General features: G+C 62.4%; 20 protein-coding genes and 1 tRNA gene. 13 read left to right on the forward strand and 8 right to left on the reverse strand.

Going from position 1 to position 19,429, the window contains the following annotated elements; all coding sequences use genetic code 11:
• Positions 1-20 precede the first annotated feature (20 nt).
• Both ffh and BPHYT_RS17085 read left to right on the forward strand, forming a co-directional pair.
• Entirely contained in the window at positions 21-1,388 is a 1,368-nt protein-coding gene (gene ffh, locus BPHYT_RS17080) for a signal recognition particle protein (RefSeq protein ID WP_012434393.1), read from the forward strand.
• A gap of 154 nt (positions 1,389-1,542) precedes the next feature.
• On the forward strand, positions 1,543-2,094 hold the full coding sequence (locus tag BPHYT_RS17085; RefSeq protein WP_012434394.1) for a hypoxanthine-guanine phosphoribosyltransferase: 552 nt from the start codon (positions 1,543-1,545) through the stop codon (positions 2,092-2,094).
• A gap of 187 nt (positions 2,095-2,281) precedes the next feature.
• On the opposite strand, the gene BPHYT_RS17090 is transcribed toward BPHYT_RS17085, so the two are convergent.
• Together BPHYT_RS17090 and BPHYT_RS17095 are read right to left on the reverse strand one after the other, a co-directional pair.
• Positions 2,282-2,881 carry a MarC family protein gene (locus BPHYT_RS17090; RefSeq protein ID WP_012434395.1) on the reverse strand — a complete coding sequence of 200 codons (600 nt, stop codon included), beginning with the start codon at positions 2,879-2,881 and terminating at the stop codon, positions 2,282-2,284.
• A gap of 12 nt (positions 2,882-2,893) precedes the next feature.
• The gene (locus tag BPHYT_RS17095) at positions 2,894-4,630 is read right to left on the reverse strand and encodes a proline--tRNA ligase (protein ID WP_012434396.1); all 1,737 of its coding nucleotides are present in this window, start codon (positions 4,628-4,630) and stop codon (positions 2,894-2,896) included.
• A gap of 314 nt (positions 4,631-4,944) precedes the next feature.
• Between BPHYT_RS17095 and BPHYT_RS17100 the strand changes: the two genes are divergently transcribed.
• Both BPHYT_RS17100 and BPHYT_RS17105 read left to right on the forward strand, forming a co-directional pair.
• On the forward strand, positions 4,945-5,685 hold the full coding sequence (locus tag BPHYT_RS17100) for an RNA pyrophosphohydrolase (protein WP_012434397.1): 741 nt from the start codon (positions 4,945-4,947) through the stop codon (positions 5,683-5,685).
• A gap of 77 nt (positions 5,686-5,762) precedes the next feature.
• Positions 5,763-6,320: a CNP1-like family protein gene (locus tag BPHYT_RS17105; protein WP_012434398.1), complete on the forward strand. Its 558-nt coding sequence runs from the start codon at positions 5,763-5,765 to the stop codon at positions 6,318-6,320.
• A 108-nt stretch (positions 6,321-6,428) separates the two neighbouring features.
• Here BPHYT_RS17105 and proB read toward each other — a convergent pair whose 3' ends face one another.
• From proB to rplU, 4 genes are all read right to left on the reverse strand, one after another.
• Positions 6,429-7,547, reverse strand: coding sequence for a glutamate 5-kinase (gene proB, locus BPHYT_RS17110; protein WP_012434399.1), 1,119 nt, complete (start codon positions 7,545-7,547; stop codon positions 6,429-6,431).
• Positions 7,548-7,617: 70 nt separating this feature from the next.
• Entirely contained in the window at positions 7,618-8,739 is a 1,122-nt protein-coding gene (gene cgtA, locus BPHYT_RS17115; RefSeq protein ID WP_012434400.1) for an Obg family GTPase CgtA, read from the reverse strand.
• 243 nt (positions 8,740-8,982) lie between these two features.
• Positions 8,983-9,246, reverse strand: coding sequence for a 50S ribosomal protein L27 (gene rpmA, locus BPHYT_RS17120; protein WP_007180330.1), 264 nt, complete (start codon positions 9,244-9,246; stop codon positions 8,983-8,985).
• 25 nt (positions 9,247-9,271) lie between these two features.
• Positions 9,272-9,583 carry a 50S ribosomal protein L21 gene (rplU, locus tag BPHYT_RS17125; protein WP_007180329.1) on the reverse strand — a complete coding sequence of 104 codons (312 nt, stop codon included), beginning with the start codon at positions 9,581-9,583 and terminating at the stop codon, positions 9,272-9,274.
• A gap of 227 nt (positions 9,584-9,810) precedes the next feature.
• Between rplU and BPHYT_RS17130 the strand changes: the two genes are divergently transcribed.
• From BPHYT_RS17130 to yacG, 9 genes are all read left to right on the forward strand, one after another.
• On the forward strand, positions 9,811-10,803 hold the full coding sequence (locus BPHYT_RS17130) for a polyprenyl synthetase family protein (protein WP_012434401.1): 993 nt from the start codon (positions 9,811-9,813) through the stop codon (positions 10,801-10,803).
• Positions 10,804-10,851: 48 nt separating this feature from the next.
• A tRNA-Pro gene (locus BPHYT_RS17135) sits at positions 10,852-10,928 on the forward strand.
• A gap of 192 nt (positions 10,929-11,120) precedes the next feature.
• On the forward strand, positions 11,121-12,419 hold the full coding sequence (locus tag BPHYT_RS17140; RefSeq protein ID WP_041758581.1) for an HlyC/CorC family transporter: 1,299 nt from the start codon (positions 11,121-11,123) through the stop codon (positions 12,417-12,419).
• 258 nt (positions 12,420-12,677) lie between these two features.
• Positions 12,678-13,973, forward strand: a complete 1,296-nt coding sequence (locus tag BPHYT_RS17145; protein ID WP_012434403.1) for a GspE/PulE family protein — start codon at positions 12,678-12,680, stop codon at positions 13,971-13,973.
• On the forward strand, positions 13,970-15,199 hold the full coding sequence (locus tag BPHYT_RS17150; RefSeq protein ID WP_012434404.1) for a type II secretion system F family protein: 1,230 nt from the start codon (positions 13,970-13,972) through the stop codon (positions 15,197-15,199). Before BPHYT_RS17145 ends, BPHYT_RS17150 begins: the two co-directional genes overlap by 4 nt.
• A gap of 47 nt (positions 15,200-15,246) precedes the next feature.
• Positions 15,247-16,167 carry a prepilin peptidase gene (locus BPHYT_RS17155; protein ID WP_012434405.1) on the forward strand — a complete coding sequence of 307 codons (921 nt, stop codon included), beginning with the start codon at positions 15,247-15,249 and terminating at the stop codon, positions 16,165-16,167.
• Positions 16,168-16,170: 3 nt separating this feature from the next.
• On the forward strand, positions 16,171-16,773 hold the full coding sequence (coaE, locus tag BPHYT_RS17160) for a dephospho-CoA kinase (protein ID WP_012434406.1): 603 nt from the start codon (positions 16,171-16,173) through the stop codon (positions 16,771-16,773).
• 194 nt (positions 16,774-16,967) lie between these two features.
• The gene (zapD, locus tag BPHYT_RS17165) at positions 16,968-17,723 is read left to right on the forward strand and encodes a cell division protein ZapD (protein ID WP_012434407.1); all 756 of its coding nucleotides are present in this window, start codon (positions 16,968-16,970) and stop codon (positions 17,721-17,723) included.
• Between the two features lie 123 nt (positions 17,724-17,846).
• The gene (gene yacG / locus BPHYT_RS17170) at positions 17,847-18,044 is read left to right on the forward strand and encodes a DNA gyrase inhibitor YacG (protein WP_012434408.1); all 198 of its coding nucleotides are present in this window, start codon (positions 17,847-17,849) and stop codon (positions 18,042-18,044) included.
• A gap of 81 nt (positions 18,045-18,125) precedes the next feature.
• On the opposite strand, the gene mutT is transcribed toward yacG, so the two are convergent.
• Both mutT and BPHYT_RS17180 read right to left on the reverse strand, forming a co-directional pair.
• Positions 18,126-18,551: an 8-oxo-dGTP diphosphatase MutT gene (gene mutT / locus BPHYT_RS17175; RefSeq protein WP_012434409.1), complete on the reverse strand. Its 426-nt coding sequence runs from the start codon at positions 18,549-18,551 to the stop codon at positions 18,126-18,128.
• 8 nt (positions 18,552-18,559) lie between these two features.
• On the reverse strand, positions 18,560-19,429 hold the full coding sequence (locus BPHYT_RS17180; protein ID WP_041758583.1) for an ATP-binding protein: 870 nt from the start codon (positions 19,427-19,429) through the stop codon (positions 18,560-18,562).

Below are 19,429 nucleotides of genomic sequence, written 5' to 3' on the forward strand. Positions count from 1 at the left end.
CGCACTGTTCATCGCTCCCCATGCTCGACAATCTGACTCAACGGATGGCGCGCGTCGTCAAGACGCTGCGCGGCGAAGCCCGGCTCACCGAGGCGAACACCCAGGAAATGCTGCGCGAGGTGCGTCTCGCGCTGCTCGAGGCCGACGTGGCGCTGCCCGTCGTGCGCGAGTTCATTGCCAAGGTGAAGGAAAAGGCGCTCGGCGAAGAAGTCATCAGCAGCCTCTCGCCGGGCCAGGCGCTCGTCGGCGTGGTGCAGCGCGAGTTGACCGCGATCATCGGCGGCGACTATGAGGGCAAGGCGGTCGAACTCAACCTCGCCGTCACGCCGCCGGCGGTGATCCTGATGGCGGGTCTGCAGGGCGCGGGTAAGACGACCACCGTCGGCAAGCTCGCCAAACTGCTGCGCGAGAAGTACAAGAAAAAAGTACTGACTGTGTCGTGCGACGTTTACCGGCCTGCCGCTATCGCGCAGTTGAAGACGGTGACCGAGCAGGTCGGCGCGGATTTCTTCCCGTCGGAACCGGATCAGAAACCGGTCGACATCGCGCGCGCCGCCGTGGATTGGGCCAAGCGCCACTATCACGACGTGCTGCTGGTCGACACGGCCGGCCGTCTCGGTATCGACGAAGCGATGATGCAGGAAATCACCGCGCTGCATAACACTCTCAAGCCGGCGGAAACGCTGTTCGTGGTCGACGCGATGCTCGGTCAGGACGCGGTTAACACCGCCAAGGCGTTTAGCGATGCGCTGCCGCTCACCGGCGTGGTCCTCACCAAGCTCGACGGCGATTCGCGCGGTGGCGCGGCGCTCTCCGTGCGTCACGTCACCGGCAAGCCGATCAAGTTCGTCGGCGTCGCGGAAAAGCTCGACGGCCTCGAAGTCTTCTACCCGGATCGCATGGCGAACCGGATTCTCGGCATGGGTGACATTCTCGCCCTCGTCGAAGAAGCGCAACGCGGCGTGGACGTGCAGGCCGCGCAGAAGCTCGCCGACAAGGTCAAGAAGGGCGGCGACTTCGATCTGAACGATTTCCGCGCGCAGCTCACGCAAATGAAGGGCATGGGCGGCCTGTCGTCGCTGATGGACAAACTGCCCGCGCAGTTCCAGCAAGCCGCCGCGGGCGCCAACATGGGCCAGGCCGAGAAGCAGATGCGCCGCATGGAAGGCATCATCAATTCCATGACGCCGCAGGAGCGCGCCAAGCCGGATCTGATCAAGGCCACGCGCAAGCGCCGTATTGCCGCCGGCGCGGGCGTGCAGGTGCAGGAAGTCAACCGCATGCTGAACCAGTACGACCAGATGCGCACCATGATGAAAAAGCTCAAAGGCGGCAATCTGCAAAAGATGATGCGCGGCATGAAGGGCATGTTGCCCGGCATGCGCTAAGCTTTAGCAAGACGGCGACGCGCGTTCCGCGCATGAACCACGGAACGCGCCCCTGACTCCGCTGGGCCGACTCCCGCTTTGTGCGGGTTTATTCTGTACCGCGCGCCGCCGTCCTCACTCACACTATGTATACAGTCACCGCCCGTCAGACGTCATGAACCGCGAAGAAGCTCTCCACATTTTTAGCCACTCCGAAGAAATCGTTTCGGCCGACGACGTCAACGCGTCGATCAGCGGCATGGCGGCCGCCATCCGCAACGAGATGAGCGAGGACTTCCCGCTCGTGCTGTCGGTCATGGGCGGCGCGGCGGTGTTCACCGGCATGCTGTTGCCGCACCTCGATTTTCCGCTCGAGTTCGACTACATCCACCTGACCCGCTACCGCAACACCACCAAGGGCGGCAACGAGATGCAGTGGCGCGTGGCGCCGGCGGAGTCGGTAAAGGATCGCGTCGTGCTGGTGCTCGACGACATTCTCGACGAAGGCGAGACGATGGCCGCAATCCGCGACCGTATTCTCGCGATGGGCGCGAAGCGCTTCCTGAGCGCGGTGCTGTGCGAGAAGATCATTCCGAAGGCCAAACCGTTGCGGCCGGATTATTGTGGCTTCGAAGTGCCGGACCGCTATGTGTTCGGCTGCGGCATGGATGCGAAGGGTTACTGGCGTAACCTGCCCACGATTCGTGCGCTGACTGAAGGGGCGTAATCGCCTGTTTTTCTCGCTGCCGCGCGCTGTTTTGCGGCGTGTCGAAGAGACGAAAAAGCGGCCCTCATGGAGCCGCTTTTTTTATGTGAAATTGCTGGGCTTTGCGCTGTGCTGTCCGCGTTGCGTCGCGCTGTATCGCGCTAAGCGCTGCAAGTCGCGGATTACCTGCCGCGGCGGCGAGCGTCTTTCAAAGTTGATGCACGAACGACCGAATCCCGCCGAGCATCATCTCCACCGAAATCGCCACCAGCACGAGACCCATCAGCCGTTCGAACGCCATCATCGCGCGCTCGCCGAGCCATGCCTGAATGCGCTCCGCCAGCATCAGCACGATCGCGCAGACAACCATCGTGACAGTCAGCGCGCCGATCCACTCAAACATCTTGCCGGGCGCCTGCGACGTCAGCAGCATCACGGTGGCCAGCGCCGACGGACCTGCCAGTGCCGGAATGGCGAGCGGGACGATGAGCGGCTCGCCGCCGCGCGTGTCGCCGCCGAATGGACCGTCCGGATGCGGAAACACCATTCTGAGCGCAATCAGAAACAACACGATCCCGCCGCCGATACGCAATGACTGGTCGGTCAGGCTCATCATGCGCAGAAAACGGTCGCCGACCACCATGAAGATCAGCAGGATCGCAAACGCGATCGCCACCTCGCGGAGGATGACGATCGTGCGCCGCTTCGGAGACACACTGCGCAGACAACTGACGAAGAGCGGAATGTTGCCGAGCGGATCGGTGATCAGAATCAGCAGGACGGTCGCGGACAGGAAGGTGTACTCCACCGTCCGCTCCGCTTAACGCGCCAACGCTGCGCGAACTTTCCCGATCACCGTTTGCGCGGCGTCTTCGACCGGCAGCAGCGTCGCTTCAGCGTCGCGGCGGCCCTGGTATTCGAGCTTGCCTTCCTTCAGGCCACGGTCGCCGATCACGAGACGATGCGGCACGCCGATCAGCTCCCAGTCGGCGAACATCACGCCCGGGCGCTCGCCGCGGTCGTCGAGGATCACGTCGATACCCGCTTCGACCAGCGCCGCGTAAAGCTTGTCGGCTTCCGCGCGCACGGCTTCGCTGCGGTCGTAGCCCATCGGGCACAGCACGACTTCGAACGGCGCGATCGATTCCGGCCAGATGATGCCTTTGTCGTCGAAATTCTGTTCGATCGCGGCGCCCAGGATACGCGTCACGCCGATCCCGTAGCAGCCCATTTCCATCGGACGCGGCTTACCGGTTTCGTCGAGGCAGGTCGCGCCCATGGCTTCGGAATACTTGGTGCCGAGCTGGAACACGTGGCCCACTTCGATACCGCGGCAGATGTCGAGCACGCCCTTGCCGTCCGGCGACGGATCGCCCTTCTTCACGTTGCGAATGTCGGCGACGACAGGCTCCGGCAGATCACGCCCCCAGTTCACGCCCGTGGTGTGGTAATCCACTTCGTTCGAGCCGACCACGAAGTCGCTCATGTTCGCGACCGTGCGATCCGCGACGACCTTGATCGGCTTCTTCGTGCCGATCGGGCCGAGGTAACCCGGCGGCGTACCGAAGGTTTCAATGATTTCAGCCTCGGTCGCCATGCGGAACTCGGCCAGACCCGGCAGCTTGCTCGCCTTGATCTCGTTCAGATCGTGGTCGCCGCGCAGCATCAGCAACCAGATGGTCGGCTCGGCGCCTTCATTTTCGGTGGCGAGGATGATCGACTTGATCGTGCGCTCGAGCGGAATGTTCAGCAGCTCGGCCACCGCTTCGCACTTCGCCTTGCCCGGCGTGGGAGTCTTCTTCATTTCTTCGGTGGGCGCCGCGCGTTCCGCGTAGAGCGGCAGCGCTTCGGCCGCTTCGACGTTCGCCGCGAAATCCGAGGTCGGGCAGTAGGCGATCGCATCTTCACCGGTCTCGGCGATCACGTGGAATTCGTGCGAACCGCTGCCGCCAATCGACCCGTTGTCCGCCGCCACCGCGCGGAAGTCCAGACCGAGGCGCGTGAAAATGCGCACGTACGCGTCGTACATCTTGCGATACGACTCGCGCAGACCGTCCATGTCCTTGTCGAACGAGTACGCGTCTTTCATGATGAATTCGCGGCCGCGCATCACGCCGAAACGCGGACGGATCTCGTCGCGGAACTTGGTCTGGATCTGGTAGAAGTTCACCGGCAGCTGGCGATAGCTCTTGATCTGATTGCGCGCGATATCCGTGACCACTTCTTCGTGGGTCGGTCCGATCACGAAATCGGACTGCCTGCGATCCTTGAAGCGCAGCAGTTCGGGACCGTACTTTTCCCAACGGCCCGATTCCTGCCACAACTCGGCCGGCTGCACTGCCGGCATCAGCAATTCAATACCGCCTGCCCGGTTCATTTCTTCGCGCACGATGGCTTCCACCTTGCGGATCGAGCGCAGGCCGACCGGCAGGTAGTTATAGATACCGCCGGCAACGCGGCGGATCATGCCGGCGCGCACCATGAGCTTGTGGCTGACGATCTCTGCGTCGGCGGGAGCTTCTTTGAGGGTACCGATAAAGAAACGGGAAGCTTTCATTCAGATTATCCAAAAGCGGCGGCTCCGGAGGGACCGCCCGAAAGGTGAAAACGGTGGGGAAATCGACACAGATCCGGCTCTGAGCCAGCAAGGCTCACCTGACAATACACTGACACCGGTGCAGCGCAATCCGACCGCGGCGCCGAAGCCGCCGCGCAAAGCTTTTGCACAAGGGATAAGGCACGGAAAGACTGACAGGCTACCGCAAACGCGGGCCTTTGGCGGCGAATCGTTCCAATCTGGTGCGAATCGGTGCGTCAGACCCGTTATCTGTTTATAATCAAAGCAATTTTAAAGGATTCGAAGGTGGTTGTATGCTGGATCGTGAAGGCTTTCGCCCGAACGTCGGCATCATCCTCTTGAACGCGCACAACGAGGTGTTTTGGGGCAAACGGCTCCGTGAACATTCCTGGCAGTTTCCGCAAGGGGGCATCAAGTACGGAGAGACCCCCGTGCAAGCGATGTATCGGGAGTTACACGAAGAAACCGGGCTGCTTCCTGAGCACGTCAAGGTGATTGGTCGCACGCGCGACTGGTTGCGTTACGAGGTGCCTGACAAGTTCATCAAGCGCGAAGTACGCGGTCATTACCGCGGCCAGAAACAAATCTGGTTTTTGCTCCGGATGGTTGGACGCGACTGCGACATCTGCTTGCGCGCCACCGACCACCCTGAGTTCGATGCGTGGCGCTGGAACGAGTACTGGGTGCCGCTCGACTGTGTGATCGAGTTCAAGCGGGATGTATATCAGTTGGCGCTGACGGAGCTATCCCGTTTCATGCGCCGGGCTGCGCCGCGTGCGGAAAAACCTGGCGGGCATCATGGGCCGCGCTATCCCCGGATAGCGTCGTCAATGGAAAGTCCGCCGGATTCCACGGTAATGACGGTGACTTCAGTGACCACCGTCAGCATCGAAACATCGGTTCACGTAACGATCGCGTCCGATTGCGGTCCGGGGTCCGCGTCAACGGCAGAAGTCGACGCCGCGCCGGATCACGAAGACGAATCGGCAGGCGAAACGGCCGGCTCGCTGTTCCGCCCGGGCGTGCGCAATTAACAACTCTGAGCGGCTGTCCATGCCGCCTCTCTCTGACGCGGCTCAACGAGCCGCGTCAGTGTTTCGAGGAAACCATATTGAAAGCACTTGCTCTCGTCGTGGCGTGCGTCGCCACCGGCGCCTTGCTGGCTGGTTGTTCGAGCGCCGGCAAACCTACTAATAAAGACGACAGCGCGTTTACCTATTTGCTGGATCGTCAGGGCAACTGGGTTGAGAACAAGGTGGACACGCTGCCGCCGCTGCCGCAAGAGTCGAATCTGCTGCCTTTCGAAGTCTCCGGCAACACGCCGCTGCAGTTCGCGGTCGACCGAAAGTCGTTAACTGTCGGTACGGACGGAGTGGTTCGCTTTACCGTCGTCGTGGCAAGCCCGAGCGGCGCTCGTAACGTCATCTACGAGGGGATTCGTTGCGACACGTACGAATGGCGCCAGTATGCGGGCCTGAATTCGGATCACGACGGCTGGGACACGACGGTCGCGAACAACTTCACGCGCATCGAGAACGGCGCGCTCAACGCTTATCAGGCTGCGCTGTATCAGGACTATCTGTGCGCGAACAAGATGCCGATGGGGAACGCGGCTTCGATTCTGGAAAACATCCGCTATAAGCGCACAGCGAGTTCGTTGATCCACTGAGCTTTGGACCCTAGCGGATTGTGGGCGTGAAAAAAGCCGTTCCAGCTTTCGCTGGAACGGCTTTTTGTTTGCCGTATGCGCACTCCCGCGCATGGGACTATCGGTGCCTTAGACCAGCACCAGGTTGTCACGGTGAATCAGCTCCGGCTCCAGCATATAGCCGAGCACCGATTCAATCTCGCCACTTGGGCGCCGCTGAATCAGCTTGGTTTCCGCGCTGCTGTAGTTCGTCAGACCGCGCGCCACTTCGCGCCCAGCGGCGCTCAGACAAGCGATCACTTCACCGCGCGCAAAGGCGCCCTGAACGCCGACAATGCCGATAGGCAGCAGGCTCTTGCCCCCTTCGGTCAGCTTTTCGACGGCGCCGTCGTCGATCACCACATGGCCGCGCACCTGAAGATGATCCGCCATCCATTGCTTGCGCGCCGCCATGCGCGCCGTGCGCGCGATCAACTGCGTGCCGATCGCCTCGCCCGAGGCCAACCGCGAGAGCACATCTGCTTCACGCCCGCTTGCGATCACCGTATTGGCGCCGCTGTGCGCCGCGCGCTTGGCGGCGAGAATCTTGGTCAGCATGCCGCCACGACCGAGACTCGAACCCGCGCCGCCCGCCATGGCTTCGAGCTCCAGCGCGCCGGCATCGGCTTGCTGAACCAGCGTGGCGGTCAGATCCTTACGCGGATCGGCGGTGAAAAGTCCTTGCTGATCTGTGAGGATGACAAGTGCGTCGCCTTCGATCAGGTTTGCGACGAGCGCGCCCAGCGTGTCGTTGTCGCCGAATTTGATTTCGTCGGTGACGACCGTGTCGTTCTCGTTGATGATCGGCACCACGCCCAAGCGTAGAAGCGTGAGCAACGTGGAGCGCGCATTCAGATAGCGTTCGCGATCGGCCAGATCGGCGTGCGTCAGCAGAATCTGGGCGGTCTGAATGGAATGTTCGGCAAAGCGGCTTTCGTACACCTGCGCGAGACCCATCTGGCCGACGGCCGCGGCCGCTTGCAGTTCGTCGATCTCGCGTGGTCGCTTGGTCCAACCGAGCCGTTGCATTCCTTCGGCAATAGCGCCCGAGCTGACGAGCACCACTTCCTTGCCCTGCGCGCGCAGCGCGGCAATCTGTGCGGCCCAGCGACCGATAGCAGCATGATCGAGGCCCCGCCCGTCATTCGTGACGAGGCTCGAACCGACTTTCACTACCAATCGCCGTGAATCTGCGATGACGGAACGCATTGTGCGCGGTCTCCCAAGATGACGCGTGATGCATGCCGGCAGCCCGCTCGGGCGCCGGCGCTCGATCTTTTTATACCTGCGGGTCGGTGCCGGCGTCGTCTGCGGCAGCAGGGGCTTGCGGCTTCTCGCGGAAGCGCACGTCCGCAGCGAGATCTTCGGCTTCCGCCGCACGCTGCGCGTCAGAATGCGCGGAGATGTGGTCGAACACCGCGTAGCAAAGGTTTTCGCAGCCTTGGCCAGTCAGCGCCGAGATTTCGAACACCGGACCATCCCAGCCGAAGCCTTCGAGGAACGCCGAGACACGCGCTTCGCGCTCGTCTTCGGGCACCATGTCCAGCTTGTTCAGCACCAGCCAGCGCGGCTTTTCATACAGCAGCTCGTCGTACTTGCGCAGTTCGTTGACGATCGCCTTGGCTTCCGCGACCGGATCGACCGCGTCGTCGAACGGTGCGAGGTCGACGATATGCAACAACAAGCCCGTGCGCTGCAAGTGACGCAGGAACTGGTGGCCGAGGCCCGCGCCTTCCGCCGCGCCTTCAATCAAGCCAGGAATGTCGGCGATCACGAAGCTGCGGCTCGGCCCGACACGCACCACACCGAGATTCGGCGCGAGCGTCGTGAACGGGTAGTCTGCGATCTTCGGTTTCGCGTTCGACACCGACGCGATGAAAGTCGACTTGCCGGCGTTCGGCATGCCGAGCAGGCCGACGTCCGCCAGCACCTTCAGCTCAAGGCGCACCATGCGGCGTTCGCCCGGCTTGCCGTCCGTTTTCTGACGGGGCGCGCGGTTCGTACTGGATTTGAAATGCAGGTTACCGAGACCGCCCGCGCCACCCTGAGCGATCTGCACGCTCTGGTTGTGCTCGGTAAGATCGGCGATCAGTTCGCCGGTCTCCATGTCGGTGATCGTGGTGCCGACCGGCATACGCAACGTAATGTCGTCGCCGCCTTTGCCGTAGCAGTCCGCGCCGCGGCCGTTTTCGCCGTTGCGCGCCAGGTGTTTCTTCGCGTAGCGGTAGTCGATCAGCGTGTTGATGTTGCGGTCCGCGACCGCGATCACGCTGCCGCCCCGACCGCCGTCGCCGCCATCCGGGCCGCCGAACGGAACGAACTTCTCGCGGCGCATCGACGCGCTGCCATCCCCTCCGTCGCCGGCGATGACTTCAATCCTCGCTTCGTCAATGAACTTCATGCGTAACTCCGTCCCGTGGTGTGCTGCCAGATGGTGCTGCTAAATTTGATGCTGCTTTTGGTGCTGCTAGATGCTGCTATTTTGCCGCGCCCGCCATGCGCCGATCAATCGGCCGAACGGCATAGGACATTTCGGCATGAAAGGCGTTCTTGCCCATTCATCCGGCGAAGCCTGCCGGAATAAAAAAAGCCCCGCTAACTTCGCGGGGCCTTTTCCGGTCCTGAAGCCCGTGCCTGAGTAAACTCAGACTGCTGCCGGGACGACGTTGACCATGTGCTTCTTCGCTGCGCCCTTCGTCGAGAAATTGACGTGGCCGTCCGTCAGCGCGAACAAGGTGTGATCCTTGCCGATGCCAACGTTTTCGCCCGGGTGCATACGCGTGCCACGTTGACGAACGATGATGCCGCCAGCGTTGATAGCCTGACCGCCGTAAACCTTCACGCCAAGGCGTTTCGATTCGGAGTCGCGGCCGTTGCGGGATGATCCGCCTGCCTTTTTGTGTGCCATTTGATTTGCTCCTTAACCGGTGCGCTTACGCGTTGATCGCGTCGATGCGCAGTTCGGTATAGTTCTGGCGGTGGCCGCCATGCTTCTGGTAGTGCTTCCGGCGACGCATCTTGAAGATGGTCACTTTTGCGTGACGACCTTGCGACACGACGGTAGCCTTGACGGAAGCCCCACTGACCAGCGGCGTACCGAACTTAATCGATTCGCCTTCGCCCACTGCGAGAACCTGGTCGAGCGTGATTTCAGCGTCAATGTCTGCCGGTATCTGTTCTACTTTAAGTTTTTCGCCGACGGCAACTTTATACTGCTTGCCACCGGTTTTTATGACCGCGTACATTGAGAACCTCACTCTGTGTTCATTTTTCCCACGCACCGCGCGCGGAAACCCGTGATTATACATAGAGTTAGCTGCTCGGTCAAAACTCATTGAGAGGCGCCGCGCGTCTTGCCGCACGGCCCCGCCGCGCGGTTCTGCCGCCGCCCGGAACGCGCCGCGCCGCAGCCTGCGACCCGGAACTGTCGCGATTCGCCTTATAATTCGCGGCACTACCCAATTCAGCCATCATGTCGTCGACTGCCACCCCCTCCTCCAACGCCGCCAGCCTGCTCGCTCCGATCGCCGAAGACATGCAGCAGGTCAATCGCGTCATACGGCACCGTCTCGCGTCCGACGTGATGCTGATCAACCAGATTTCCGAGTACATCATCAGCGCCGGCGGCAAACGGCTGCGGCCCGCGCTGCTGCTGCTGGTGGCGGGCGCGCTGGGCGAAACCACGGGGCACCGGCACGAGCTGGCCGCGGTCGTCGAGTTCATCCATACGGCCACCCTGCTGCACGACGACGTGGTCGACGAATCCGACCTGCGGCGCGGCCGTCAGACCGCCAACGCGCTGTTCGGCAACGCCGCGAGCGTGCTGGTGGGCGACTTCCTGTACTCGCGCTCGTTCCAGATGATGGTCGGTGTGGGCAAAATGCGGGTGATGGAGATTCTGTCGGAAGCGACCAACATCATCTCCGAGGGAGAGGTGCTGCAGCTCCTGAACATGCACGACGCCGACGTGGACGAAGCCCGCTACATGCAGGTGATCCGCTACAAAACCGCCAAGCTGTTCGAAGCAGCCGCCCAACTGGGCGCGGTGCTGGCCGGATCGGACGCGAAAACGGAAGCCGCCGCGGCAGAATTCGGCCGGCGCATCGGCACCGCGTTCCAGATCATGGACGACTGGCTCGACTACACCGGCACGGCTGAATCGATGGGCAAGAACGCCGGCGACGACCTTCGCGAGGGCAAACCCACGCTGCCGCTGATCTATCTGATCGAACGCGGCACGCCGGAGCAATCGGCGCTTGCGCGTGAAGTTATCGAGCAAGGCGGAACGGACCGTTTCGACACTATTTTCGAAGCGATCACGCGCTCCGGCGCGTTGGACCACACGCTCGAATGCGCGAAAAAGGAAGCTCAGGCCGCGGCAGCAGCAATTTCTTCATTTCCGGATTCCATTTTTAAAGAGAGCCTGCTAGAATTATGTTCTTACTCGACGGCAAGACAGTCTTGAACGAGACTGAAACGCTGAGATAGTCTGAATCGAGTCTGCAGTACACATCGGGGTGTAGCTTAGCCTGGTAGAGCGCTACGTTCGGGACGTAGAGGCCGGAGGTTCGAATCCTCTCACCCCGACCAGATTCGCCTTGTTAGTTCAAGGCTCAAAAAACCGCCCAGCTTGCTGGGCGGTTTTTTGTTTTTTCGGCCACGTGCGATGCGTTATTTCCCTCACGCACCGCTCGCCGCCTTGTCTTTTGCCGCCAGCCCAGACGGCGCGCGCAAGCCCCTCTGCTATATTCTCTTCATCCTTTCCCCTATCCTTCACGACGCGTGGAACAACTTCCCTTATGGGCGCAGATTGGCGCCGTCTTTCTGCTGCTTATCTGCTCGAGCTTCTTTTCGATTTCCGAAACGGCGATGATGGCGATCAATCGCCATCGCCTGAAACATCTGGCCAATCAGAACGCGCTCGGCGCAAAGACCACTCAAGGTCTCCTCGCGCAGACGGATCAGCTTTTGAGCGTCGTGCTGATCGGCAACAATCTGTTCAACACCATCATTCCGGTGCTCACCACCTCGATCGCGCTGCACACGTTCGGCCGCAACAACCTGGTGCTGTCGATCGCGACCGGTATTGTCGCGTTTCTGATCATCGTGTTCGCGGAAATAACGCCGAAGATCGTTGGCGCGACGTTCCCTGAGAAAGTCGCGCTGCCGGCCAGCTTGCTGATTGCGCCGATGATGCGCGTCGCCAGACCGCTGGTGTGGTTCGTCAATCTTTTCGCAAACGGCATTCTGCGCGTGCTGCACATCAATACGAAAGGCGCACACGACCAGCGACTCTCGACCGAAGAGCTGCGCACCATCGTGCTCGAGTCGGGCAGCTTCATGCCGACCAAGCACCGCAGCATTCTGCTGAACCTGTTCGACCTGGAAAACATCTCCGTCGACGACGTGATGATCCCGCGCCGCCGCATTGAGGCGCTGGATTTCGACGCGCCGTTCGAACAGATCCTGCACCAACTCGAAACCTGCTATCACAACAAGCTGATCGTCTATCAAGGCGACATCGATCGGGTGCTCGGTGTGCTGCATGTCCGCAAGACACTGGCGGCGCTGCACAACCAGGAACTCGAGCGCGAGACGCTTCGCGAACTGCTGGCCGAGCCGTACTTCGTACCGAGTGGCACGCCGGTTTTCCAGCAACTGCAATTCTTCCAGGAGAGCCGTCACCGCACGGCGCTGGTCGTCAACGAATACGGCGAGTTGCAAGGCCTCGTCACGCCGGAAGACATCATCGAGGAACTGATCGGCGAGTTCACTACCTCGATTCCGCGCGGCGCCAATTCGCGCGGCGGCTGGAACGAGAAAGGCGAATGCATCGTGGCCGGCAGCATGCCGCTGCGCGAATTGAACCGCTGGCTGCATCTCACGCTGCCCACCGACGGGCCGAAAACGCTGAACGGTTTGATCCTCGAAATTCTCGAAGATATTCCGGACGGCGACGTGTGCGTGCAGATCGGCGAAGTCAAACTCGAAGTGATGCGAAGCGACGATCAGGCCATTCGTACGGTGAAGTTGTTCAAACCGCCAGCGCGTGCGAAAGCCGGCAAGGTATTGCGCGGCTAGGTTCGCAGACTTAACTGGGCAACTCCGCAATGCGGCGCGCGACAGCCTGGCACGCCAGGCAACAGCGCGAAACGGGCGAGCGCCACAGCCAAAGAAGGCAGGCAGCAGGATACGCGCAGAGCACAGCGTCCAAACTTGTAGCAGCATCGCACACAGACACCGCGCCCGCCATTAGCCGAATGGCCGAATAGCGGCGCCCGCCGTCTTGCCGGAAGATGAACCCGTCGTGTTCTACAGGCGGTTCATCACCGGTCTCTCATGCAAGCATCTTTCCAACCCGCGGCAGCGTCGCCGCGTCCCATCGCAAGCGCCCACGAAAGCGCCGTCAGAGCGAAGCTGAAACCATTCGCACCCGACCTCAGCGCAGCAAATCCCGCCGACACCGACAACGCTCCCGCCGTGCGTCTCCTGACCGACACATTGCAGGAAGCAACTCGCCGAAACGCGTCGGACCTTCACATCGAGCCAGCGGAACACGGCTGGCGCGTGCGCTTGCGAATCGACGGCGTGCTGCACGAAATCCCGCCGCCGCCCGCGCATCTGCGCGACGCGTTCATTACTCGGGTGAAGGTGCTGGCTCGTATGGATATCGCCGAGCGTCGCGTACCGCAAGACGGCCGGCTGCGCATTTCCACTTCGCCGGGACGCGTTGAGGACTACCGCGTGAACTCGCTGCCCACGCTATTCGGAGAAAAGCTCGTGCTGCGCAGACTCGACGCGCTGCCCGCCGATCTTTCACTTGACTCGCTCGGCCTCGATCCGCGACAGCGCCAAACAGTGGACGCCGCGATTCGCGCGCCGCACGGCCTCATGCTTGTCACCGGCCCGACCGGGAGCGGCAAGACATTGTCGCTGTACTGCTTTCTGAATCTGCTCAACGGCGAGGCCCGCAATCTCTGTTCGGTGGAAGATCCCGCGGAAATCCAGTTGGCGGGCATCAATCAGGTCAGCGTACGCGAAAAAGCCGGGCTCACTTTCGCCGTGGCGCTGCGTGCGTTTCTTCGTCAGGATCCCGACGTAATCATGGTCGGCGAAATTCGCGACGAAGAGACCGCCGACGTCGCCGTGAAAGCCGCGCAAACGGGCCACCTCGTGTTGTCGACCCTGCATACGAACGACGCGCCGGCAGCCGTCGCGCGTCTGATCGACATCGGCGTCGAGCCGTATAACCTCGCGGCCGCGTTGCGGATGGTCACCGCGCAACGGCTGGTGCGGCGGCTCTGCGCCGCGTGCCGCGTGCCGGCGCCGCAGTCGCTCGCGGCGCTCCGAGCGGCGGGTTTCAGCGAGCATCAACTCGACGGCTGGCAGCCTTACGCCGCCGCCGGATGTGCAGCATGTCACGGCATCGGCTATCGCGGCCGCGTCGGCGTTCATCAGGTGATGCCCGTCTCCGATGCGATGCGAGAGTTGATCGTCGCGAGCGCCGGCACGCATGAACTCGCGCGGCTAGCGCAAACCGAACAGGTGGGCACCTTGCGCGACGCGGCGTTGACGCGTGTGCGCGACGGCACCACCAGCCTCGCCGAAGCGCTCGCCGCCACCGAGGTCGCATGAACACGGCTACGATCCAAAGACCACCGTCCTCCGACATGCGTTTCAAATGGCGTGGTGTCGACGCCGACGGCGTGCGGAAGAACGGCGCACTCATCGCGCCGGACGCAGCCGTCGCCCGCTCGGTACTCAAGCGCGACAATCTGTTCATCCTCGAACTGACCGCGCACGGGCCGGCACCGCGTCCCACCACGCGCGCCGGGGACATCACACTGTTCACGCGCCAACTCGCCAGCCTGCTGCGCGCGGGTCTGCCACTCGCGCCCGCGCTGGACCTGCTCGCGCAAGCCGAGACTTCGCGGCGTCAAGGTATGGCGCGGATCGTCGGCGCTCTCGCGCGCGACATCACCGGCGGCCTGCGCTTTTCCGCGGCATTGCAACGGCATCCCGCGCAATTCAACGCGCTGTATTGCCAGCTCGTCGAAGTCGGCGAGGCGGCCGGCGCACTAGCAGCCGTCCTCGCCCGCATCGCCGATGACCGCGAACGCGCCGCCGCGCAGCGCGCCAAAGTGCGCGCGGCACTCACCTATCCCGTCGCGATCCTCGTGCTGGCGATGGCCATCACCGCGGCATTGCTCGTGTGGGTCGTGCCGACCTTCAAACAGATCTTCGACGGCTTCGGCGCCAGGCTGCCCGCACCCACGCAGTTCGTGCTGGCGTTGTCGTCCGGTGTGGCGCGATGGAGCATACCGGCATTCGCCATGATCTTCGCAACGGGATCAGCAGCGACGTTTCTACTGCGACATTCTGAAGCCGCGCGCATCCGCTTTGCGCGCGTATCGCTGACAATACCGGTCGCCGGTCCGCTGCTGCGCACGTTATGCGCAGCGCGCTGGAGCCGCGCGCTCGGCACTTTGTTGTCAGCCGGCACGCCGTTGGCCGACGCGTTCGACTCGCTGACCCACGCCACCGGCAACGCCTTCTTCGACCGAGCCACCGTGGAAATCGCCGCGCGGCTGCGGCGCGGCGAGCGGCTCGCCGCCGCAATGCGCGCGGCACGCTGCTTTCCACCGGAGGTCGTGCAGCCGATCGCGGTTGCCGAGGAGTCCGGAGCACTCGACACCATGCTCATCGACGTGGCGTCGCTGGCCGATCGTCAGGTAGACGAAAAGATCGGCACGCTGTCGAGCCTATGCGAGCCGCTCGTCATCGTCGTGCTCGGCGCGCTGGTCGGCGGCCTCGTGATCGCGATGTATCTTCCCATTATTCAACTCGGCAACGTGGTGTAGGATCGCAGCCGAATCCATCGTTAATCTATGCGGGCTACTCTTCCACCGTGCCAGACACCTCTTCCAGCCTGCTCTCGGGCTTGCTGCCCGACCATTTCGCGGCCGGCCTCGGCCAGGCGTTCGGCAGCCTGCCCGCAGCATTGCAGATGACGTTCGCCATTGTGTTCGGCCTCGTGATCGGCAGCTTCCTGAACGTGGTCGTGCATCGGCTGCCGATCATGCTCGATCGCGCCTGGCGCGCTGAAGTCAGCGAGGCGGCCGATCAACCACAGGAAGAAGACGGCTTGCCGGCACGCTACAACCTGTGGGTGCCGCGCAGTGCGTGTCCTCATTGCGGCCACGTGTTGAGCGCATGGGAGAACCTGCCGGTACTGAGCTATCTATTGCTGCGCGGCCGCTGCTCCGCGTGCAAGGCGCGCGTGAGCCTGCGCTATCCGCTGCTCGAAATCGCCAGCGCAGCGTTTGCGGCCGGCGCACTCGCGATGTTCGGCCCGACCTTCACGGCGCTCGCCGCCTTTGGTCTGTGCGCTACGCTGCTCGCCATGAGCGCGATCGACATCGACACGCATCTGCTTCCCGACTCCATGACGCTGCCGTTGCTGTGGGCGGGCATCATCGTCAACTTCAACGGTATGTTTACGAACCTGCATGATGCGGTGCTCGGCGCAATCTTCGGCTATCTGGTGCTGTGGGTCGTGCATTGGGTATTTCTACTCATACGCGGCGTCGAAGGCATGGGTCATGGTGATTTCAAACTACTGGCGGCGCTCGGCGCGTGGCTCGGCTGGGCCGCGCTGCCGCAGATCGTGGTGGTCGCCGCGGTGACCGGCGCGGTCGTCGGTCTGCTGGCAACATGGCGCGGCCGTATGCGCTTCGAAGAGCCGCTGCCTTTCGGGCCGTTTCTTGCCGCGGGCGGCGCACTGACGCTGTTTCTCGGCACACCGCTCTATCTGGCTCTGGGAGGCTGAAGCATGTTTGCTGTGGGATTGACCGGCGGCATCGGCAGCGGCAAATCGACTGTCGCCGACCTGTTTGCGGCGCACGGTGTGCCGCTCGTCGACACGGACCTGATCGCGCACCGCATCACCGCCCCGCACGGCATCGCCATGCCGCCAATCGCAGCCGAGTTCGGCGAGGCGTTCGTCGCTCCTGACGGCTCACTCGACCGCGCCCGCATGCGCGCACTCGTATTCAGCGACGACAGCGCGCGCAAACGCCTCGAAGGCATCACGCATCCATTGATTCGCGCGGAAACCGAACGCGAGCAACGCGAGGCTCAAGGGCCTTACGTGATCGTCGTGGTGCCGCTGCTGGTGGAATCCGGCACATGGAAGACGCGCGTGAATCGCGTGCTGACGGTGGATTGCAGCGTCGAAACGCAGATCTCGCGCGTGATGAGCCGCAATAATTTCAGCCGCGAACAGGTGCTGGCGATCATCGCCCGTCAAGCCACGCGTGAAGCGCGCCTCGCCGCGGCCGACGACGTGATCGACAACGACAACGCGCCGCTCGACGCGCTAACAGCGCAAGTCGACACGCTGCATCGCGTGTATCTGTCGCTCGCCGGCGCATGACGCCGACGTGACACCTCGGGAAATCCCGGTTGAACTTCGCAGCGATGCGCATGCCAAAAGTGCGTTGAAAACCGCCCGAAACACGTGGAAAAAGTTGCAAATGCGCGCTGAAAAAGTGCGTGATTGCTAGGGTAGTCTCACGGCATTAGAATGTTCTGCATTCCCGTCACCGACCACGCCCGAGGCGAGCCCGCTTGATCCTTTACGAGTATCCCTTCAACGAGCGAATCCGGACGCTATTGCGCCTCGAAGATCTGTTCGAGCGCTTCACGTTCTTTCTGACTCAGGAAGACGCCAGGGAACATCACGTCGCACTGACAACGTTGTTCGAAATTTCAGAGGTTGCGGGCCGCGCGGATCTGAAGTCGGATCTGATGAAAGAACTCGAACGCCAACGGCAAACACTGGCGCCGTTTCGCGGCAATCCGGGAATCGAACAGAGTGCGCTCGAGGCCGTACTTGGCGAGATCGAGCAAACGCTCGCGGGGCTTTCGCAGATGCAGGGCAAGACCGGCCAGCATCTTGCCGACAACGAGTGGCTCGCCAGTATCCGCAGCCGCGCGATCATTCCAGGCGGCACCTGCAAGTTCGATTTGCCGTCCTATTACGCCTGGCAGCAGATTCATCCTGATCAGCGCCGCCAGGACATCGCCAAGTGGGTGACGCCGCTGCTGCCGCTACGCGACGCGGCCATCATCGTCTTGCGGCTCGCGCGCGAGTCCGGCCAGGCATCCAAGGTCATGGCCATGCAGGGCAGCTATCAGCAGATGCTGTCCGGCCGTTCGTATCAATTGATGCAAGTGCGGGTGGCACCGGAATTGCGCGTGATCCCAGAGGCCAGTGCGAACAAGTACATGCTGTGGGTGCGCTTCACGGTGCAGGACGGCGATTTGCGTCCGCGTGCGGTCGATGTCGACGTACCTTTCCAGCTCACGCTTTGCAGCCTGTAAAACACGCTCACAAGCCTGTCACGTTCACCGGGTAAATCAGAAAAGAAGGGGCGCGCCTTTAAAGTGGCGAAAAATGCCCCTATATTCGTTACTTATTCCGTTTGCGATTGATTGCCTGACCGTATGCCTACTGTCGTCAAATGCCCCACTTGCGGAAAGGACGTCCGCTGGACACCTGAAAACCGCTTCCGCCCCTTCTGCTCCGATCGCTGCAAGCAGATCGACCTTGGCGCCTGGGCCGCTGAGAAGTACAAGATAGGCGGGGCCGAGCAGGAAGCGTCGTCGGACGAGACGCCCGGCGGGGATTACACCCCGCATTGAGCAGCGGCCCGCTGGGCGGGCCATGTCGATCGGCGCTGCGGTGAAGCAGCGCCCGGTGTTGCGCGTCCTGCTCTTTCCGCTTCAGTTCTTTTCGGCTGCAAGCCATTCCAGCACGGGAATGGTCGCCGGCAACAGCGGCTCGACATCCGCAGGCAGCGTCTGCCAGACAAAAGCCTGACCTTCGCGGCCGTGCGGCTCGCCGGACCACTGCGTCACTTTGCAGAAAAAGAGCCGCACATACGCGTGCGGGTAATCGTGTTCGAGCGTATGCCAGAGATGGCTTGCTTCGACGTCGATACCCAGCTCCTCGTGCAACTCACGTGCGAGCGCGGCTTCGACCGATTCGCCCGCTTCCAGCTTGCCGCCCGGAAACTCCCAGTAGCCCTCGTACGGCTTGCCCGCCGGGCGCTGTGCCAGCAGATAGCGCCCGTCGGGTTTGACCAGCACGCCGACGGCGACTTGCGTCACCTTGCGGCCGGCGGCGTTCCTCTCGACATTGTCGTTCATACCGACGCTCACGCTGAGGTTTTGCGGCCGGACCAGTCGCGCGCGAATTGCCACGCGACACGTCCTGAACGCGACCCGCGCTCGAGCGCCCACACCAGCGCATCGCCGCGTGCCGCTTCGACTTCGGCGTCATCGCAGCCGAAATGGCGCAGCCAGTGGCCGATGATCGACAGGTAGTCGTCCTGTTTGAACGGATAGAAGCTGACCCACAGCCCGAAGCGCTCGGACAGGGAGATCTTTTCTTCGACCAGTTCGCCAGGGTGAATCTCGCCGTCGGACGTGTGCTTGTACGTCTCGTTGTCGCTCATGTATTCGGGCAACAGATGGCGGCGGTTCGACGTCGCGTAGATCAGCACGTTGTCCGATTGCGCGGCGATCGAGCCGTCGAGCGCAACCTTCAGCGCCTTGTAGCCCGACTCGCCGTCTTCGAACGAGAGGTCGTCGCAGAACACCACAAAGCGCTCCGGCCGCTGCGCAATCAGGTCGACGATATCGCCGAGGTCGTGCAGATCGTCCTTATCCACTTCGATCAGACGCAGGCCGTCTTTGGCATACGCGTTCAGACACGCCTTGATCAGCGACGACTTGCCGGTGCCGCGCGCGCCCGTCAGCAAGACGTTGTTGGCCGGCTGCTTGTGCACGAATTGACGCGTGTTCTGCTCGATCAGGCCTTTCTGGCGATCGATGTTCTGCAGGTCGTCAAGCGTGATCGCCGAGATGGCCGGCACCGGCTGCAGGTAGCCGCGCCCCTGGCGTTTGCGCCAGCGGAAGGCCACTGCCGCCGACCAGTCGATATCAGGCGCAGCAGGCGGAAGCATCGCTTCGAGGCGAACGAGCACGGCTTCGGCCCGGGTCAGAAACTGTTCGAGTTTATCCAT

It is taken from the genome of Paraburkholderia phytofirmans PsJN (genome assembly GCF_000020125.1).
Lineage (GTDB): Bacteria > Pseudomonadota > Gammaproteobacteria > Burkholderiales > Burkholderiaceae > Paraburkholderia > Paraburkholderia phytofirmans.

What these genes read in the sequence shown, in the direction of transcription:
- ffh (WP_012434393.1), top strand. Translation starts at nt 21, where the DNA reads ATGCTCGACAATCTGACTCAACGGATGGCGCGCGTCGTCAAGACGCTG.
- BPHYT_RS17085 (WP_012434394.1), top strand. Translation starts at nt 1,543, where the DNA reads ATGAACCGCGAAGAAGCTCTCCACATTTTTAGCCACTCCGAAGAAATC.
- BPHYT_RS17095 (WP_012434396.1), bottom strand. Translation starts at nt 4,630, where the DNA reads ATGAAAGCTTCCCGTTTCTTTATCGGTACCCTCAAAGAAGCTCCCGCC.
- BPHYT_RS17100 (WP_012434397.1), top strand. Translation starts at nt 4,945, where the DNA reads ATGCTGGATCGTGAAGGCTTTCGCCCGAACGTCGGCATCATCCTCTTG.
- proB (WP_012434399.1), bottom strand. Translation starts at nt 7,547, where the DNA reads ATGCGTTCCGTCATCGCAGATTCACGGCGATTGGTAGTGAAAGTCGGT.
- cgtA (WP_012434400.1), bottom strand. Translation starts at nt 8,739, where the DNA reads ATGAAGTTCATTGACGAAGCGAGGATTGAAGTCATCGCCGGCGACGGA.
- rpmA (WP_007180330.1), bottom strand. Translation starts at nt 9,246, where the DNA reads ATGGCACACAAAAAGGCAGGCGGATCATCCCGCAACGGCCGCGACTCC.
- rplU (WP_007180329.1), bottom strand. Translation starts at nt 9,583, where the DNA reads ATGTACGCGGTCATAAAAACCGGTGGCAAGCAGTATAAAGTTGCCGTC.
- BPHYT_RS17130 (WP_012434401.1), top strand. Translation starts at nt 9,811, where the DNA reads ATGTCGTCGACTGCCACCCCCTCCTCCAACGCCGCCAGCCTGCTCGCT.
- BPHYT_RS17145 (WP_012434403.1), top strand. Translation starts at nt 12,678, where the DNA reads ATGCAAGCATCTTTCCAACCCGCGGCAGCGTCGCCGCGTCCCATCGCA.
- BPHYT_RS17150 (WP_012434404.1), top strand. Translation starts at nt 13,970, where the DNA reads ATGAACACGGCTACGATCCAAAGACCACCGTCCTCCGACATGCGTTTC.
- coaE (WP_012434406.1), top strand. Translation starts at nt 16,171, where the DNA reads ATGTTTGCTGTGGGATTGACCGGCGGCATCGGCAGCGGCAAATCGACT.
- yacG (WP_012434408.1), top strand. Translation starts at nt 17,847, where the DNA reads ATGCCTACTGTCGTCAAATGCCCCACTTGCGGAAAGGACGTCCGCTGG.
- mutT (WP_012434409.1), bottom strand. Translation starts at nt 18,551, where the DNA reads ATGAACGACAATGTCGAGAGGAACGCCGCCGGCCGCAAGGTGACGCAA.
- BPHYT_RS17180 (WP_041758583.1), bottom strand. Translation starts at nt 19,429, where the DNA reads ATGGATAAACTCGAACAGTTTCTGACCCGGGCCGAAGCCGTGCTCGTT.